Below are 15959 nucleotides of genomic sequence, written 5' to 3' on the forward strand. Positions count from 1 at the left end.
TTCCTTTTGGTTTTTTAAATTGTGATCAATACATGTTCGAGCAACATATTTCAATCCTTGTAATAATGCATCTACGTGCAAAGTATCATAATGAATTATATTTCCCTCTACCATGGTTTCGTCTTTTTGCAAGTTAATTGATATTTTTAGTACAGTTATATTACTTTGTAAATTTACAACTTCGATGTAAAAAAACTGTTTGTCTAAGTCAATCGTAACATAATCGAATCGTTCGGATAGCTCTAATTTACATGTAGTAGTATAGTCCAAATAAAAGCCTCCTTATTGTATAAGTGTATGTTATAATGCCTTCGCTATAGATGGGGCTATTCCTTGTTATATGTCACATAAGTGCAAATTTAACTATTATAGGGCAATGTCATGTATAATAGAAAGAAAAGGCTTGTGAGGGGGGAAAAGAGATGATCGTTCTTTGGATAATTACGCTTTGTATGACTGCTATTTTTGCATATATGACGTTAAAACAAAATGGTTTAAAGCGATTTGTTCCAGGAAGTATTCTTGCAGGAATTGCCCTTATCACGTATGTAATTTCTATTTTTATTGAAAGTGTATCAGTAGATATGAGCACAAGTTTAATGTTTATTGGTATTACACTATTTGCAGGTAGCATTATGGTACTTATGGTTGCTGGTATTATTTTATTTATTCATATGAATTCGGAAACGTTATAGCATATAGAAAAGGCATGTCCAGAGGGACATGCCTTTTTATCCGTTCAATTATGCTCTATCTTTAGAAGAGTTTTGCTGTTTTAGTAAGTCGCGAATTTCGCCAAGAAGAACTTCTTCTTTTGTTGGTTCTGGAATTTCTTCCTCTTTTTCTTCTTCTTCTTTTTTAGATGTTAGTTTGTTGAAAACTTTAACAAACATAAAGATAGAAGCTGCGATAATTAAGAAGTCAAAAATTGTTTGGATGAAGTTACCATACATAACAGCAGATTTACCGTATCCAAAGTGTAAATCTGTAAAGTCAACGCCACCTAATACCATACCAAGTAATGGTGTGATGATATCTTTTACTAAAGAACTAACGATTTTACCGAATGCAGCACCGATTACAACCCCGACAGCTAAATCAACGACATTCCCTTTGAAAGCGAATTTTTTAAACTCGTTCCACATGTGTTAATCCCATCCTTTCCACGATTCATTATGAAATTTATAATTCCTATCAACATATTCTATAGAAATTTATGAGAGAAATAAAGAGGGAATGGGAATGAAAGTAAATTCTGAAAAATGTATCCGTTTTAATTTTTGTTTACATCATCTAGTAAAGATTGCAACAGTTGCTGCGTTTTTAATCCTTCTAATCCATCTACAACGGGCTTTGTATCGCCTTGTACACACTCAATAAAATGATGAACAGCATCTTCAAAACCACGTTGTTTTAACGTCGTATCCCATGATGGGGAACCACTTTGTGAAACTGAGTTTTCCTGTTCAATTTCAAATGTATTCATATTTTTTACGCGAATGATTTTCCCTGGCGTTACAAGTTCAATTTGTTCTAAATTTGTACCGGCATGGCGATGCATTGCAGTAGAAAGTAATAGTCCACTTGGAGTTGTATATGTATGATGTCCGTAAAGAAGTTCATTCTTTTCATTGATTTGCATCATATTGTGAACGGCGTTAAGGTCATCATTAGCTAACCAGCGAGCGGTATCTACAATGTGTAAATAATCATCTAACATAGTGAAGTCGTACGTATATGGCCCGACTTTATTTGTACGATGCTTTTCAATTCGAATCCATGAAATATCATGAGCCTGTTCTTTGGCAGCGACATACATAGGAACGAATCTGCGATTAAATCCGACCATTAATTTTCGGTTATACTTCTCGCTCAACTCGACTAGTTGCTCAGCTTGTTCCACTGTAGCTGCTAGCGGTTTATCAACATAAACGTCGATCCCTTTTTTTAGAAGTTCAGAAACGATTTCATAATGCGATGCAGTTGAACTATGAACGAAGATTGCATCGCATTCCGAAGCTAACATTTCAATAGAATGAAAGTCTTGAATTCGGTATTGCTGGCAAACTTGTTTTCTTTTCTCTGCGTTAGGTGTAAACGCCCCTACAAAATTCCAATCAGTTTCTTTTGTAAGTGTTGGAAGATAGGCCTTTTGCGCAATACTTCCAAGTCCAATCATCCCAATTTTAGGTTTGTTCATTTTTATTCCCACCCTATTAATAGTAATGTAACGGCTTAAATGTAGCATAGGGTGGGGGAGGAAGGCAAAAATTAGCTTTTTACTTACGGCCTTCTAACAAAATCTTCTCTATCTCCTCAAAGTGATGAGCGCGAGCATGCTCTAGCGGAGTAACACCATCATTGTCTGGAATATTTACATCTGCACCGTGCTCAATAAGAAGGCGAATGACTTGTTGCTGTGTTTCGTTTCCGTTACTTAGTACGATGGCTTCCATTAAAGCTGTCCATCCCAAGTTATTTACATGATTTACATCAATATTTGTTTGAGTGAGTAGTTCTTTTATAACGTCAATATAGCCATGTTCTGAGGCTGGGATAAGAGCTGTTCCGCCGTAACGATTTGTAATCGTAGGATCTGCACCAGCATCAATTGTTAGTTTTAAAATGTCTAAGTAACCTTCCGCACCGGCGTATAGAAAGGGATTATTTTTCATGTCATCTTGGATATTTACGTCAGCACCAGCTTTGATAAGTGCCTTTGCGGTTTTTACATCATTTTTGTATGTAGCAATCATAAGCGGAGTACGTCCTTGACTATCCGTCGCATTTATATTTGCGCCTTGTTTTAGTAAAGATATAACAGTATTCGTTTCATTTTTTTCAGTAGCTGCTAGTAGTGCAGTCTCCATGTTTATCATCTCCTTTTTTACTTCTTGTTCTTGCGAGCATCCTTGTAAAAAAATTACGCAACATATCATACTGAATGTTTTTTTGAACATGGAATTTCAACCTCCTAATTTCAACTGTAAAATAGGAACATTAAATTTTTATAAACTGACGCTAAAATTACTATAAAATCGCTTGAGTAATTGAACATATATTTTTATGCTTATAAATAATAAGGTTTGATAAAGTGAGGATTTAAGATATGTCTATTAAAACAAGGTTTTTATTTTCTTATATTGCTGTTATCCTCGTTTCCATTACGCTTATATTAGTCGCGGGATTTTTAATCGTTTTTTCGATAACAGGTGACTTGGAAGCAGTGAAAAATTTCTATAAAAGTTCTTACATTCAAAAGCCGCTTACACCAGAAGAAGAGAATGCCTATCTTGAGTTGAAGTCAGCAGCCAAACAGCATCAATCTCAATTGTTAGATGAGTCGTTTGTCTCAGCAATAGAAAAAGAGGGTGTGAAAATAGTAGTAAGAAAAGGAGAAACACTTTCATATGCTTCAAACGTATTTGAAAGTGTATCTTTAAAAGAAGCCCTTCCGAAATTTGAATCAGCAAATATTAATAGTCGTGGTACAACGGAACTAGGCGATACATTTTATCGATATGTAAAGTTTGATTTTTATTTTCCTCAGGAAGAAGAGGGAAGTATATTTGTATTAAAAAAGCAAAGTTCATTTGTAGATCTTACACAAAAATTATTTCCAATCTTATTCGTATCGCTTTTACTACTAGCCATTTTACTCATTGGATTATTAAGTTACCTCGTTTCAAGAAGTGTAATAAAACCAATTTTTGTATTGAAAGGCGCAACGGAGAAAATTAAAGAAGGAAATTTAGATTTTCAAATACCAATTACATCACACGACGAAATAGGGCAATTAAATCAAGGGTTTGAGGAAATGAGGAAGAGATTAAAAGAATCGATAGAGATGCAAACACAGTATGAAGAAAATCGAAAAGAGCTTATTTCAAACATCTCTCATGACTTAAAAACACCGATTACATCAATTATAGGATATGTAGAAGGAATAAAGGACGGGGTAGCAAATACGCCAGAAAAAATGGATAAGTATTTAACAACTATCCATACGAAGGCAAAACATATGGACACACTCATTGATGAACTATTTTTATTTTCGAAGCTCGATTTGAATCGAGTTCCATTCCAGTTTGAAACAGTTGAATTGAATACGTTTATGCAAGAATTAATAGAAGAGATGCAGATGGATTTAAGTGAAGAAGGTATAGAAGTGCGCCTACAGTTACATGCATCACCACTATATGTAACGGCTGATTGCGAAAAGATCAATAGAGTTATATCAAATTTAATTCATAATAGTGTGAAATACATGGATAAAGAAGAGAAGAAAATTACTGTAACAGTATCGAGTGATAATAATAAAGTTATTGTGAAAGTGATGGACAACGGATCAGGTATAGAATCTGATACATTGCCGTATATCTTTGAACGTTTTTATCGTGCAGAACAATCGCGGAATTCTAGCACAGGTGGAAGTGGACTTGGTTTAGCAATAGCGAAGCAAATTGTTGAAGAACATGGCGGGGAAATTTGGGCGGAAAGCGAGCTTGGTAAAGGCACAAGCATTTTCTTCTCATTGGAAAAAGTAGAGGAATGTGGTGAGTAAATTGAAAAGAATTTTATTAATAGAAGATGAAGTAAGTATTGCAGAATTACAGCGAGATTATTTAGAAATTAATGATTTCCAAGTTGATGTAGAGCATTCAGGAGAAATAGGTTTACAAACAGCCTTGCAAGAAGACTATGATTTAATTATTTTAGATATTATGCTTCCGAAAATGAACGGATTCGAAATTTGTAAACAAATACGTGCTGTAAAAGATATTCCGATTCTACTTGTTTCAGCAAAAAAAGAAGATATAGATAAAATTCGCGGACTCGGATTAGGAGCGGATGATTATATAACGAAACCGTTTAGCCCGAGTGAATTAGTCGCAAGAGTAAAAGCGCATATTGCCCGTTATGAAAGATTATTAGGAAATGTAAGTAAGCAACGTGATACGTTATATATTCACGGAATTTCTATCGATCAACGAGCGAGAAAAGTTTTTATAAACAATGAAGAAGTTGCGTTTACAACGAAGGAATTTGATTTATTAACATTCTTTGTCACACATCCAAACCAAGTATTAAATAAAGAACAGTTATTTGAACGCATTTGGGGATTAGATTCCGCTGGTGATTTAGCCACTGTTGTCGTCCACATTAGAAAGCTACGTGAAAAAATTGAAAGAGATCCTGCTCACCCGCAATATATTGAAACAGTATGGGGAGCTGGTTATCGTTTTAACGTGTAATATACCTGCCGAGTAATTGGCAGGTTTTTTTGTATGTTATTCAAATGGAAAGGAAGGAATAGGTAATTTATGTTAAAATGTAAAGAGAAACAAAACAGAGGAGAGCATGAGGGGCGTGCTATATTTTGGGAGATATATTAAAAGATAATAAATCAAACAAGGCTTTAAAGATTGGAACTAATATCGTACTTATCTTATTGATTATTGGTGCAATACAAATGTTTTATGATGAAGATTCTATGAATGATTATTTCGGTTGGGTCTTTTTTGCAATCTTTTGGGTAATTAAAAGCATTTCTAGCTCTAAGGTAAGTTTAAAAGATAGAGATAAAAAGTCGGTATTACTTGATGTGGGTTTAGTTGTTATTTCTTTTATTTTTTTAGTTGTTTTTAGTGTGAAATATTTCGTTTGAAAAAAGCTCATAGTCGTATAGAGGCTATGAGCTTTTTGTCAGTGTTTAGGTTTTCTTAATAATAATGGTACTAACGATTTATAAAATGTTTGAGTAGTAGAAGTAAACTGATCAGCTTCTTCTAAAAAAGGATAATGGTTGCTCTCCTCAAATGTCACAAAAGTAGAATCGCATATACCCTCATGTATCTCGATGGAATATTGAATAGGACACTGCACATCATATCTTCCGCATATAATAAGTGTCTTTGTTTGGATGAAAGGTAAATACTCTCTTAAATCAAATGAAGGATATTCATTGGCGAAAGCATTCATCCGGCTAATGGACATTGTTTTGTTGATTGGTTTACAAAAATAAGAGTTGTAGTTTTCTGGTTTATACAATGATAATTTTGTTCTCTCAGTAGATAGTTCTTTTCGTTCTTCACTTGTAAGGTGAGGGCTTTTTAAGTTTTCGATGAGTTTTTGCATATAATGAAACTGTGGATGTGCTGGGTGATAAATGCAAAATGGTGTTTCGGTATAGTTACTTGCTGCAGCTCCTGCTACGACTAATGATTGTAAGGAATTTGGATATGTAATCGCATATAAAAGTCCAAGCATACCACCTGTTGAATGACCGGCGAAATGCCATGTTGGAAGTTGTAATACTTCTCGTATGGCTTCTAAGTCGTGGATTGTTTCAATCATGCTTAATTCGTTTTCTGACTGGGCGGTTACAGAGCGACCAGTATCTCGTAAATTAATGAGAAATACACGATGCGTAGCAGTAAAAACATCCGCAAAGTAATCACCAGTTTCATTAAATTGTGAATAGTGATGTGTAATACAAAGCGATTCGCCATTTCCTTTTGTAAAGAGTTCAAATGTACCGCGTTTCGTGTTGATTATTTGTTGTGTCCACATAATATCACGACCTTTTCTCATAAAAGTTGGGCCAGACTGTTATGAAATGAAAATATATCAGCGATTATTAGAATATATCGGCGCAACTCGGAATATATCAGCGATTATCAAAATATATCGGCGTAACTCGGAATATATCAGCGATTATTAACATATATCGACTTACCGACAGAAAACGACAATAATAGCAAGCTCTAAATAAAAGGAGGCTATTCAAAAACGAGCCTCCTTTTCGTTTAGTATAAAGATTTTGTCATATTATTCCGAATGATTTCAAGGGATTTCGCTACAGTTAATGCGTTTTTTTCTTCAATTTCTGGTTTACGGGGGATAGGTTTATACATGTTGTCTGGATCTTCCCATGTGAGGGGAAGTTCTGTTTCTGCTTGTCCTTTCCAAGCTTCAATCCATTCTGGAGGGAGATAACCTGAGATGTTTTGGATGTTGTTCATTTCGAGCCAAATGAGTGCCCAAGCTCTTGGAACGACGCGCCAGTGATCGTAGCCACCGCCGCCGACAGCAATCCAGCGACCGTCGCAATATTCGTTAGCGATTTCGCGAGCGAGCTTCGGTATTTCGCGGTAAATATTCATCGTCGCACAAAGATGTGTAAGTGGGTCATAATAATGTGCGTCAGCACCATTTTGCGTTAAAATAATATCCGGTTTAAAGTACGCTGCAACTTCTTTTACAACAGTTCGATATGATTCTAAGAATGATTCATCTTCTGTAAAAGCATCGAGTGGAACGTTAAAAGAATAACTATAACCATTACCTTGTCCACGTTCGTTTACAGCGCCAGTTCCAGGGAATAAATAGCGACCAGTTTCATGCAGTGAAATGGTGCATACGTTAGGGTCATCATAAAACGACCACTGTACGCCATCACCGTGATGAGCATCTGTATCAATATATAAGACGCGTAAACCGTATTTCTTTTGAATATATTTCATTGCGATAGAACTGTCGTTATAAATACAAAAGCCAGATGCTTTGCCGCGAAAGCCGTGATGTAAGCCGCCGCCCAAATTAAGTGCGTGTTTTAGTTTTCCGGAAAGAACAGCATCGACAGCTGTTAACGTACCACCAACGAGCAATGCACTTGCTTCGTGCATATTTGGGAACATTGGTGTATCTTCTGTTCCGAGTCCATATGTCATCGCAATTGATTTTTCTAACTTTCCTTCTCCAGCACGTTTTACCGCATTTATGTACTCCTCTGTATGAATGTAGGCAATCTCTTCATCTGTAGCCATCCGTGGTGAGATGATTTGAGAGGGAGAGATGAAACCGCCCTTTTGTAATAAATCATACGTAAGTGTGACGCGCAGTTGGTTAAAAGGATGATCAGGGCTAAATGAATAGCCCCGAAAGTCATCCGAATAAATAAACGCGCTACTCATGCCTGCATCCCCATGATGTTTGGCCATAATACGCGGTAACCTTCTGCTTCAAGTGCATCAATCACTTTTAGAGGATTCATCGTTTGAATGCGGAAAACGAGTACTTTATCATTCTCGTCTTTTGCTGGGTAGACGAGAACGCTCACGATATTTATTTGTAAATCACTAAAAATAGCAACGACTTTTCCAAGAATACCAGGTTCGTTTTTTACTTGAATTTCAATTTGCGAACTTGGTTGATGTGCTCCTGTTAATTTTACTAATGTGTGCAGTACTGTAGATTCAGAAATGATTCCAACTAACTTCCCAGCCTTTGTAACAGGAAGACAGCCAATTTTATTTTCAAAAAATAAAGTAGCAATTTCCTCAACAAAATCGAGAGGATGACAAGTCATAACAGGATGTTTCATAATAAGTTCGAGCGGTTGCTGTAGCATATCGAGTGAAACTTGTTCATCTAGAATAGACGGACTTGCATCTCTTACATCCCGATCAGAAATAATGCCTACGACGTGATTATTTTGATCGACAATTGGAATGTGCCGAATGCCTTTCGTGCGTATCGTTCGGATTGCTGTTTCGATTGTATCGTTTGGATGTAATGTAACTACATTTTGATTCATAATTTCTTCTACAATCATTCCAGTTGCCCCCTTTATTAATACATAAAACGATTGTGAAAACGTAGACGATCAAAAGCTTGAATAGAATCCGTATCAACGCGTTTACCGATGCGGACCATTAAACAGTTGGCAGGATGTGAACAAATTTCAGGATCGTCTGTAGCCATCCATTGTAACCCGCCAGCATTCATCATCTTCTCCATTACTTTTCGGTATTCCCACACATTCAATCCTGTTTGTTTCAAATCCCAGTGCCAATAATATTCAGTCGTCAATATAATGTAATCTTCCATATAATCGTCCATCATAGAAACCTCTAGTAAGTTCTTTCCGACAGAACTCCCGCGGAAGGCTGGGACTACTTCAATTGCCCCAAGCTCAATTAAGTTTTCCATTTTTCCTTCTGACCATCGTTCAAGTGGATCAGGATACAAGTATGTAACATATCCAACAATTGTTTGGTCATGTCTAGCAATAATGAGACGAGCTTCTGGTAATTTAGAAATTTCGACAATTGCTTTATATTGTTGTTCGGCAGGACGAAACGCAATTAAGTCTGGATGAAACTCATACATTTCTAAGTTATGTGTAGAGACAGGACCTTCAATAATTAAAGTGCCTTTCGCTGTTTTTAAGTTTCTAGCATTATATATTTTTTTATGAATCAATGTATTGCTCACCACCTTGAGGGTTTGTGAATCTATTAATATCGTACTTTATAATATATGCGATGTGAATCGAAATTTGTCATTAAAAATTTGTCTAAAAATCAACAAATATACTGAAAATTTTAAATAATGTCATTATAATAGATAATAGAATACATAGGAGGGGGATGTAAAGTATGAAAGTAGAAACGCTTCCTGTCATTAAAGGAGAAAATAATTTGCCGAATTATGATGAGGCATACGCGAATTTTAACTGGGAAGAGGTTAATAAAAACTTTACTTGGAATGAAACAGGCCGAGTAAATATGGCGTATGAGGCAATTGATAAGCATGCGAAATCCGATCGAAAGAATAAAGTAGCTCTTTATTATCAAGATGGATCGCGAAAAGAGAAATATACATTTAAGGAAATGAAGGATTTTTCTAATAAAGCAGGAAACGTCCTTAAGAATTATGGCGATGTAGAAAAAGGCGATCGCGTTTTTATTTTTATGCCACGTTCTCCAGAGTTATATTTCGCACTTTTAGGTGCAGTGAAATTAGGAGCAATTGTTGGACCGCTATTTGAAGCATTTATGGAAGGCGCAGTTCGCGATCGCTTAGAAGATAGCGAAGCAAAGGTGTTAATTACAACGCCTGAATTGTTAGAGCGCGTACCATTAAATGATTTACCGGCTTTAAAAACAGTTTTCCTTGTTGGAGATAATGTAGAAGAAGGCGGTAAAACGGTAGCGTTCAATCCTTTATTTGAACAAGCTTCAAAAGAATTACATATTGAATGGTTAGGCCGTGAAGACGGCTTGATTCTACATTACACGTCTGGTTCTACTGGTAAGCCAAAAGGTGTGCTTCATGCGCAAAACGCAATGGTTCAGCACTATCAAACGGCGAAGTGGGTATTAGATTTAAAAGAAGACGATGTATATTGGTGTACTGCTGACCCGGGCTGGGTAACTGGAACAGCTTACGGTATTTTCGCACCGTGGTTAGTTGGAGCGTCAAACGTTATTTTAGGTGGACGCTTTAGTCCAGAAGCTTGGTATGAAGCACTGCAAGATTACGGTGTGACGGTTTGGTACAGCGCACCAACAGCATTCCGTATGTTAATGGGAGCTGGACAAGACGCAATTAAAAAATATGACTTATCACAAGTTCGTCACGTATTAAGCGTTGGTGAGCCGTTAAATCCAGAAGTAATTCGCTGGGGTATGAACGCATTTGGACTTCGTATTCATGATACGTGGTGGATGACAGAAACAGGTGGACAAGTTATTTGTAACTACCCTTGTATGGAAATCCGTCCAGGTTCAATGGGTAAACCAATTCCAGGTGTGAAAGCAGCGATTGTTGATAATGAAGGAAATGAAGTGCCTCCTTACACAATGGGTAACTTAGCAATTGCGAAAGGTTGGCCATCTATGATGCGCGGGATCTGGAATAACCAGCAAAAATATGAATCTTATTTCATGCCGGGAGATTGGTACGTATCAGGCGACTCTGCCTATATGGATGAAGATGGATACTTCTGGTTCCAAGGACGTATTGACGATGTAATTATGACGTCAGGTGAGCGCGTTGGTCCGTTTGAAGTAGAAAGTAAATTAATCGAGCATGCTGCTGTTGCAGAAGCTGGTGTAATTGGTATTCCTGATCCGGTGCGCGGCGAAATTATTAAAGCATTTATCGCACTTCGAGCAGGATACGAACCATCTGATGAATTAAAAGAAGAAATTCGTCAATTTGTAAAGAAAGGCCTAGCAGCTCATGCAGCGCCACGACAAATTGAATTTAGAGATAAATTACCGAAAACGAGAAGTGGTAAAATTATGCGACGCGTATTAAAAGCGTGGGAGTTAAACTTACCAACAGGTGACTTATCAACGATGGAAGATTAAGAGAGAAAGGTCTGAACGAAAAATGTTCAGGCCTTTCTTTTTTATGATATCATGAACTTATATATATAAGTTAAAGGGGATAGTATGATGAAAACAGAAAAGGAAAAGATGATACTAGGAGAAATGTACATACCGGCTGATCCAGTTTTAGTACAAGAAAGAGAGCAAGCACGTATATTAACGAGAAAATTAAATGATACGCCAGAAGAGCAATTGAAAGAGCGTAGCGAAATCGTAAAAGAATTATTCGGAACGATAGGAGATAATATTCATCTTGAATCTTCTTTTAGATGTGATTACGGCTATAACATTCATGTCGGTGAAAATTTTTACGCGAACTTTGACTGTACGATTTTAGACGTATGCCCGGTAACAATCGGAGTGAACTGTATGTTAGCTCCAGGTGTTCACATTTATACAGCAACGCACCCACTTGATCCAATTGAGCGTATAAGCGGATCAGAATACGGAAAATCAGTTACAATTGGCGATAACGTATGGATTGGCGGAAGAGCAATTATTAATCCAGGTGTAACAATTGGAGACAATGCGGTGATCGCATCTGGTGCTGTCGTAACGAAAGATGTGCCTAATAATGTAGTAGTTGGCGGGAATCCTGCGAAGATTATAAAAAAACTAAAATAATATTTGAACGAAGTGCCTTCCTCGTCTGTATACATTTATGAAAGAATAGATGAGGGAGGTTTTTATATGTCTAATAAATTACTTCTTACTTTTGCTGTAATTGGAATTATAGTTGTATTTTCTTGTGGTCTTTTCTTACCGATACCAATTGGATATAGAGTATCAATGCTTACAGCTGGAGTTATAATGGGTGTTATGTTTTCAATCATTATTCCATTTGATAGAAAACATATAGTACGGAAAAATGGATATAAAATTGATTTTACAAAAACAAAAGTGTATTTTCGCTGGAATGTATTTGACACTATTTCTGTCTGCCTTGCGTTGTATGCATGCATATGTGTGCAAGCGTTAAATACTTTAGTTACAATGGGATTTACGATTCAAAACCCATATGTGCAATTTTTTACAAATCAATCACAATTGTGGATTTTTATTGCGATTGCATATTTAATTTCCCGTATTTCATTAACGTTAAAAGGAATAAAGGAGATCAAAAATCATGGCGCAGATTGGGATTGAGGAGGAGCTCATGCTTGCGTATCAAAGTGGAGATAAACAAGCGGGAGAAAGACTATATGTTTTAATCAAACCAGCGCTATACACATTTTTATATCGATTTAACCGAGATGAACAATTAAGTATCGATCTTGTGCAAGATACGTTTTTGACGCTAGAGCGTAAGAAACATATGTATGAACTTGAAAAAGGTAAAATAAAAACGTATTTATTTCAAATTGGTTATCGTCTTATGATTAATAAATTAAATAGGAGAAAAAAGTGGCGTACGCTTTTGCCATTTTTAGTGCCGATTCCGGAAAAAGAATTTTCTCACGAAGATCGGCTCACAGTAAGAGAAGCAATTTTGAAAGTTCCAGAAGAGCAAAGAGCGGTCCTAATCCTTTCTTATTATCATGACATGCAGCAAAAAGAAATTGCAGAGATATTAAACATTCCGATTGGAACGGTGAAATCGAGACTTCATAACGGGATAAAGAAATTGAAACAATTGCTGGAGGTGGACGAAATTGAGCGAAAATCCCTTTAAGAGTGAATATAAGTTAAAGCAACATTTAGATAGTGATCATGTAGAAATACCAGACTTTCCAAAAACGGTAAGTCGATTCGATCGATTAATCGGGTTTCTTGGTTCCCCGGCGAAAGATCCTGTGGAGGCGACCATTGGGAATGATTTATCGATTGTGTTTCATGTATCGTTATTAGTTGGGGTTCCAATTCTTTCTCTTATTACAATACTCTTTATGGTGTTGTAAAGGATTGACAAGAAGGGAAACCTGACCTCTATTTGACATGCCTATATAAATGATGGTATAAAGAAAAGTATATGAATAATTGAGCGTGGAAAGGGAGAAGTAGTGATCATTTCCCTGTTTTAGAGAGCTGATGGCCGGTGAAAATCAGCACATAGATGATCGCGAATTACGCCCCTAGAGCATCTTTTTTCGATTGAATTATATTCAAAAGGGAAAAGACGGTGCTAAGCCGTTATGTAAATAAGGTGGTAGGCTTTTTTTGCCTGCAACTAGGGTGGTAACGCGATAATCAAAATCGTCCCTTATTTGAAGGGGCGATTTTTTTATGTTTTTAACCTTCACGCCAGTAATGAACTTAAAGGAGAGTATGTAGGATATGGGTATTTTACAAGATCTTGAATTTCGCGGTCTAATTAATCAGCAAACAGATGCTGAGGGCCTTGAGCAATTATTAGAAAAAGAAAGCGTTAAATTATACTGTGGTTTCGACCCGACAGCGGATAGCTTACACATTGGTCATATGTTACCAGTATTAATGTTACGTCGTTTCCAATTAGCTGGTCACCAACCAATCGCACTTGTTGGCGGTGGTACTGGTATGATCGGTGACCCGAGTGGTAAAAAAGCAGAACGTACATTAAATACGAAAGATACAGTTGCTTACTACACAGAAAGCATTAAAAACCAACTTTCAAACTTCTTAGAGTTTGAAAACGTGGACAACCCAGCAACGATGGCTAACAACTACGACTGGCTTGGTAGCTTAGATGTCATTTCATTCTTACGCGATATCGGTAAAAACTTCGGTTTAAACTATATGTTAGCAAAAGATACAGTAGCATCTCGTTTAGAAACTGGTATTTCATTCACTGAGTTCAGTTACATGATTTTACAATCATACGACTTCTTAAACTTATACCAACAACATAATTGCCGTCTGCAAATCGGTGGTAGTGACCAATGGGGTAACATTACAGCTGGTCTTGAATTAATCCGTAAATCAGAAGAAGATGCGAAAGCATTCGGTTTAACAATTCCACTTGTTACAAAATCTGACGGTACGAAGTTTGGTAAAACAGAAGGCGGCGCAATTTGGTTAGACCCAGAGAAAACAACTCCTTACGAGTTCTACCAATTCTGGATCAACACAGATGACCGCGACGTTGTTAAATACTTAAAATACTTCACATTCTTATCTCACGAAGAAATTCTTGAGCTTGAAAAGCAAGTAGCTGAAGCGCCAGAAAAACGTGCAGCACAAAAAGCATTAGGTTCTGAAATGACAAAACTTGTTCATGGTGAAGAAGCATTAGAGCAAGCGATTAAAATTTCAGCTGCATTATTCAGCGGTTCTGTAGCAGAACTGACTGCAAGCGAAATCGAGCAAGGATTCAAAGACGTACCATCTGTAGAACGTACTGCAGAAGATACAGTATTAATTGACTTACTTGTAGAAAGCAAAATCTCTCCATCAAAACGTCAAGCACGTGAAGATGTAACGAACGGCGCAATCTACGTAAATGGTGAGCGTACACAAGCATTAGACTACGTTGTAACAGAAAACGACCGCATCGAAGGTAAATTCACAATCATTCGCCGCGGTAAGAAGAAATATTTCTTAATTCGTTACTAATCAGAAACGAATATAAAACAAATAGTACCCCGAATTGTAGGCTGAAAATTCTATGATTCGGGGTTTTTTATGTATAAATTTAGATTGCCTCACGAGATCTTGTAAATAGAATATGAAGAATTAATACGAGCATATAAAGTAAGCTAATAAGCATAACAATAAATGCTGTTGGATAAAATTTTGCCGCATATATAAAGAAATCGATTTGATAAATATCTTCGTAATTTGAAACGGTGCCTTTAAAGTAATTCGTAAACTTGGCACTATATTTCCATTCATCAGGATCATCTATTAAATTACTTCCCTGATACCAATTAATAAGTGCGGAAGTAATAAACAACATACATGCACTACCCAACTGAACCATTTGATTTATTGTCAAAACGAATCAACCTCCTATTTAATGGTTATTATAGCGTGCATTCATATTCCTGTAACCTTTTTGTTGTAATCTCCTTTTCGAGTTCATACGGAAATCACATGTAAGCGGTATGATAAATGTATAACAAATAGAAAGGAGTGGTAAAACGAAATGTCACTAGAAGCGTTGATTATTTTTTCTTTGCTAAACGCGGGTCAACTTGCAGAGAATTCGAAAGTTGATATACATAAAGAGCAGAAAGATGCTTATGTATATGTTCAAAAAGAGGAAAATAAATAACTTTAATATATATAAATAAAAGCTACTCGAAGTAACTTTTTTGGTGTCTTCGGTAGCTTTTTACATTATGAATAGATAGGAATTAATTCTCGCTTGAAATCTTCGTACATTTCAAAGGCGATTTTCATGATTTCTTTGAGTTCATCGTAACTGTGGAAGCATACTGCTGGCAATCTTTCAGAACCATTGGATAATACTTTTACAAACATATCCCATGAATTCCCAACTCTAACTTCACCATTATACCTTGCAGACCAAATGAACTCAACAAGCCCATATTTTAAGCTGATATTGAATCTGAAAGTATAGAAATCCTTGTTCTTTACTTCACCAACAATAAAAAAGTTTTCCTTTTTCATAAAAAGAGCTTTATAGCCAAGAGACTCAAATACTTCAATTGCTTTTTCATTTTCATAGTTTTCAAATGTGTTTTCTCTATCTGGAAATTGTTTTGATAATGCTTTATATCTCTGAATAAAATCAATTTTCTCAAGTACCTCTTTAATTTCGGGTTCTAAATCATACGCCATCAATTATTCCTCCCTAAATCTAATATCAATATCATATTTTTCTTTTGCTAGCTT

General features: G+C 36.2%; 21 protein-coding genes and 1 other annotated feature. Of the genes, 11 read left to right on the top strand and 10 right to left on the bottom strand.

Going from position 1 to position 15959, the window contains the following annotated elements; translation table 11 throughout:
- Nucleotides 1–270: hypothetical protein (locus ACQGS6_RS12965; protein WP_426965202.1), on the bottom strand; the 270-nt coding region annotated here is incomplete at its 3' end.
- A gap of 152 nt (nt 271–422) precedes the next feature.
- On the opposite strand from ACQGS6_RS12965, the gene ACQGS6_RS12970 reads away from it, so the two are divergent.
- Entirely contained in the window at nt 423–695 is a 273-nt protein-coding gene (locus ACQGS6_RS12970) for a DUF3917 domain-containing protein (RefSeq protein WP_000636589.1), read from the top strand.
- A gap of 48 nt (nt 696–743) precedes the next feature.
- On the opposite strand, the gene mscL is transcribed toward ACQGS6_RS12970, so the two are convergent.
- From mscL to ACQGS6_RS12985, 3 genes are all read right to left on the bottom strand, one after another.
- Complete coding sequence (gene mscL / locus ACQGS6_RS12975; protein ID WP_000267010.1) at nt 744–1145, bottom strand: large conductance mechanosensitive channel protein MscL; 402 nt, start codon at nt 1143–1145, stop codon at nt 744–746.
- Nucleotides 1146–1273: 128 nt separating this feature from the next.
- Nucleotides 1274–2200 (bottom strand): Gfo/Idh/MocA family protein, encoded by a 927-nt coding sequence (locus tag ACQGS6_RS12980; protein WP_074625549.1) that lies wholly within the window; start codon nt 2198–2200, stop codon nt 1274–1276.
- Nucleotides 2201–2279: 79 nt separating this feature from the next.
- Nucleotides 2280–2960, bottom strand: coding sequence for an ankyrin repeat domain-containing protein (locus tag ACQGS6_RS12985; RefSeq protein WP_000475112.1), 681 nt, complete (start codon nt 2958–2960; stop codon nt 2280–2282).
- A gap of 149 nt (nt 2961–3109) precedes the next feature.
- On the opposite strand from ACQGS6_RS12985, the gene ACQGS6_RS12990 reads away from it, so the two are divergent.
- The 3 genes from ACQGS6_RS12990 (at nt 3110) to ACQGS6_RS13000 (ending at nt 5668) form a co-directional block, all read left to right on the top strand.
- Entirely contained in the window at nt 3110–4564 is a 1455-nt protein-coding gene (locus ACQGS6_RS12990; protein ID WP_098871831.1) for a sensor histidine kinase, read from the top strand.
- A gap of 1 nt (nt 4565) precedes the next feature.
- Nucleotides 4566–5255: a response regulator transcription factor gene (locus tag ACQGS6_RS12995; protein WP_001986686.1), complete on the top strand. Its 690-nt coding sequence runs from the start codon at nt 4566–4568 to the stop codon at nt 5253–5255.
- A 122-nt stretch (nt 5256–5377) separates the two neighbouring features.
- Nucleotides 5378–5668, top strand: a complete 291-nt coding sequence (locus tag ACQGS6_RS13000) for a hypothetical protein (RefSeq protein WP_076774657.1) — start codon at nt 5378–5380, stop codon at nt 5666–5668.
- 38 nt (nt 5669–5706) lie between these two features.
- Here the strand turns inward: ACQGS6_RS13000 and ACQGS6_RS13005 are convergent, their stop codons facing one another.
- From ACQGS6_RS13005 to acuA, 4 genes are all read right to left on the bottom strand, one after another.
- On the bottom strand, nt 5707–6594 hold the full coding sequence (locus tag ACQGS6_RS13005) for an alpha/beta hydrolase (protein WP_326318304.1): 888 nt from the start codon (nt 6592–6594) through the stop codon (nt 5707–5709).
- 215 nt (nt 6595–6809) lie between these two features.
- Nucleotides 6810–7976 (bottom strand): acetoin utilization protein AcuC, encoded by a 1167-nt coding sequence (acuC, locus tag ACQGS6_RS13010; RefSeq protein ID WP_426965203.1) that lies wholly within the window; start codon nt 7974–7976, stop codon nt 6810–6812.
- Nucleotides 7973–8617, bottom strand: coding sequence for an acetoin utilization AcuB family protein (locus ACQGS6_RS13015; protein ID WP_000634583.1), 645 nt, complete (start codon nt 8615–8617; stop codon nt 7973–7975). The genes acuC and ACQGS6_RS13015 overlap by 4 nt, the downstream gene beginning before the upstream one ends.
- Nucleotides 8618–8634: 17 nt before the next feature.
- On the bottom strand, nt 8635–9267 hold the full coding sequence (acuA, locus tag ACQGS6_RS13020) for an acetoin utilization protein acetyltransferase AcuA (protein ID WP_000581388.1): 633 nt from the start codon (nt 9265–9267) through the stop codon (nt 8635–8637).
- Nucleotides 9268–9443: 176 nt separating this feature from the next.
- On the opposite strand from acuA, the gene acsA reads away from it, so the two are divergent.
- The 6 genes from acsA (at nt 9444) to tyrS (ending at nt 14714) form a co-directional block, all read left to right on the top strand.
- Nucleotides 9444–11162, top strand: coding sequence for an acetate--CoA ligase (acsA, locus tag ACQGS6_RS13025; protein WP_000862049.1), 1719 nt, complete (start codon nt 9444–9446; stop codon nt 11160–11162).
- An 84-nt stretch (nt 11163–11246) separates the two neighbouring features.
- Entirely contained in the window at nt 11247–11807 is a 561-nt protein-coding gene (locus ACQGS6_RS13030) for a maltose acetyltransferase domain-containing protein (protein ID WP_278002906.1), read from the top strand.
- A 66-nt stretch (nt 11808–11873) separates the two neighbouring features.
- Nucleotides 11874–12329, top strand: a complete 456-nt coding sequence (locus ACQGS6_RS13035) for a hypothetical protein (RefSeq protein WP_000066458.1) — start codon at nt 11874–11876, stop codon at nt 12327–12329.
- On the top strand, nt 12310–12855 hold the full coding sequence (locus tag ACQGS6_RS13040) for an RNA polymerase sigma factor (protein ID WP_000057201.1): 546 nt from the start codon (nt 12310–12312) through the stop codon (nt 12853–12855). Before ACQGS6_RS13035 ends, ACQGS6_RS13040 begins: the two co-directional genes overlap by 20 nt.
- Nucleotides 12836–13081 carry a hypothetical protein gene (locus tag ACQGS6_RS13045; RefSeq protein WP_001293778.1) on the top strand — a complete coding sequence of 82 codons (246 nt, stop codon included), beginning with the start codon at nt 12836–12838 and terminating at the stop codon, nt 13079–13081. Before ACQGS6_RS13040 ends, ACQGS6_RS13045 begins: the two co-directional genes overlap by 20 nt.
- Nucleotides 13082–13158: 77 nt before the next feature.
- Nucleotides 13159–13387, top strand: a binding site (T-box leader).
- Between the two features lie 70 nt (nt 13388–13457).
- Entirely contained in the window at nt 13458–14714 is a 1257-nt protein-coding gene (gene tyrS, locus ACQGS6_RS13050; RefSeq protein WP_000512092.1) for a tyrosine--tRNA ligase, read from the top strand.
- Between the two features lie 79 nt (nt 14715–14793).
- Here the strand turns inward: tyrS and ACQGS6_RS13055 are convergent, their stop codons facing one another.
- Entirely contained in the window at nt 14794–15096 is a 303-nt protein-coding gene (locus ACQGS6_RS13055) for a YjdJ family protein (RefSeq protein WP_000154632.1), read from the bottom strand.
- 150 nt (nt 15097–15246) lie between these two features.
- Here ACQGS6_RS13055 and ACQGS6_RS13060 point away from each other — a divergent pair, with 150 nt between their 5' ends.
- A complete protein-coding gene (locus ACQGS6_RS13060; RefSeq protein WP_000050940.1) occupies nt 15247–15375 on the top strand; it encodes a hypothetical protein in 129 nt (42 codons plus the stop codon).
- A 65-nt stretch (nt 15376–15440) separates the two neighbouring features.
- Here ACQGS6_RS13060 and ACQGS6_RS13065 read toward each other — a convergent pair whose 3' ends face one another.
- Nucleotides 15441–15905 (bottom strand): hypothetical protein, encoded by a 465-nt coding sequence (locus tag ACQGS6_RS13065; RefSeq protein WP_426965204.1) that lies wholly within the window; start codon nt 15903–15905, stop codon nt 15441–15443.
- Between the last annotated feature and the right edge of the window lie 54 nt (nt 15906–15959).

Source organism: Bacillus sp. GMs2/2 (assembly GCF_050172095.1).
GTDB classification, from domain to species: Bacteria; Bacillota; Bacilli; order Bacillales; family Bacillaceae_G; genus Bacillus_A; species Bacillus_A cereus.

Excerpts from the sequence above, each read along its gene's own strand:
- ACQGS6_RS13040 (WP_000057201.1), top strand. The coding sequence starts at position 12,310 with ATGGCGCAGATTGGGATTGAGGAGGAGCTCATGCTTGCGTATCAAAGT.
- ACQGS6_RS12985 (WP_000475112.1), bottom strand. The coding sequence starts at position 2,960 with ATGTTCAAAAAAACATTCAGTATGATATGTTGCGTAATTTTTTTACAA.
- ACQGS6_RS13015 (WP_000634583.1), bottom strand. The coding sequence starts at position 8,617 with ATGATTGTAGAAGAAATTATGAATCAAAATGTAGTTACATTACATCCA.
- tyrS (WP_000512092.1), top strand. The coding sequence starts at position 13,458 with ATGGGTATTTTACAAGATCTTGAATTTCGCGGTCTAATTAATCAGCAA.
- ACQGS6_RS12990 (WP_098871831.1), top strand. The coding sequence starts at position 3,110 with ATGTCTATTAAAACAAGGTTTTTATTTTCTTATATTGCTGTTATCCTC.
- ACQGS6_RS12980 (WP_074625549.1), bottom strand. The coding sequence starts at position 2,200 with ATGAACAAACCTAAAATTGGGATGATTGGACTTGGAAGTATTGCGCAA.
- acsA (WP_000862049.1), top strand. The coding sequence starts at position 9,444 with ATGAAAGTAGAAACGCTTCCTGTCATTAAAGGAGAAAATAATTTGCCG.
- ACQGS6_RS13065 (WP_426965204.1), bottom strand. The coding sequence starts at position 15,905 with ATGGCGTATGATTTAGAACCCGAAATTAAAGAGGTACTTGAGAAAATT.
- acuC (WP_426965203.1), bottom strand. The coding sequence starts at position 7,976 with ATGAGTAGCGCGTTTATTTATTCGGATGACTTTCGGGGCTATTCATTT.
- ACQGS6_RS13060 (WP_000050940.1), top strand. The coding sequence starts at position 15,247 with ATGTCACTAGAAGCGTTGATTATTTTTTCTTTGCTAAACGCGGGTCAA.
- ACQGS6_RS12970 (WP_000636589.1), top strand. The coding sequence starts at position 423 with ATGATCGTTCTTTGGATAATTACGCTTTGTATGACTGCTATTTTTGCA.
- ACQGS6_RS13005 (WP_326318304.1), bottom strand. The coding sequence starts at position 6,594 with ATGAGAAAAGGTCGTGATATTATGTGGACACAACAAATAATCAACACG.
- mscL (WP_000267010.1), bottom strand. The coding sequence starts at position 1,145 with ATGTGGAACGAGTTTAAAAAATTCGCTTTCAAAGGGAATGTCGTTGAT.
- ACQGS6_RS13035 (WP_000066458.1), top strand. The coding sequence starts at position 11,874 with ATGTCTAATAAATTACTTCTTACTTTTGCTGTAATTGGAATTATAGTT.
- ACQGS6_RS13030 (WP_278002906.1), top strand. The coding sequence starts at position 11,247 with ATGATGAAAACAGAAAAGGAAAAGATGATACTAGGAGAAATGTACATA.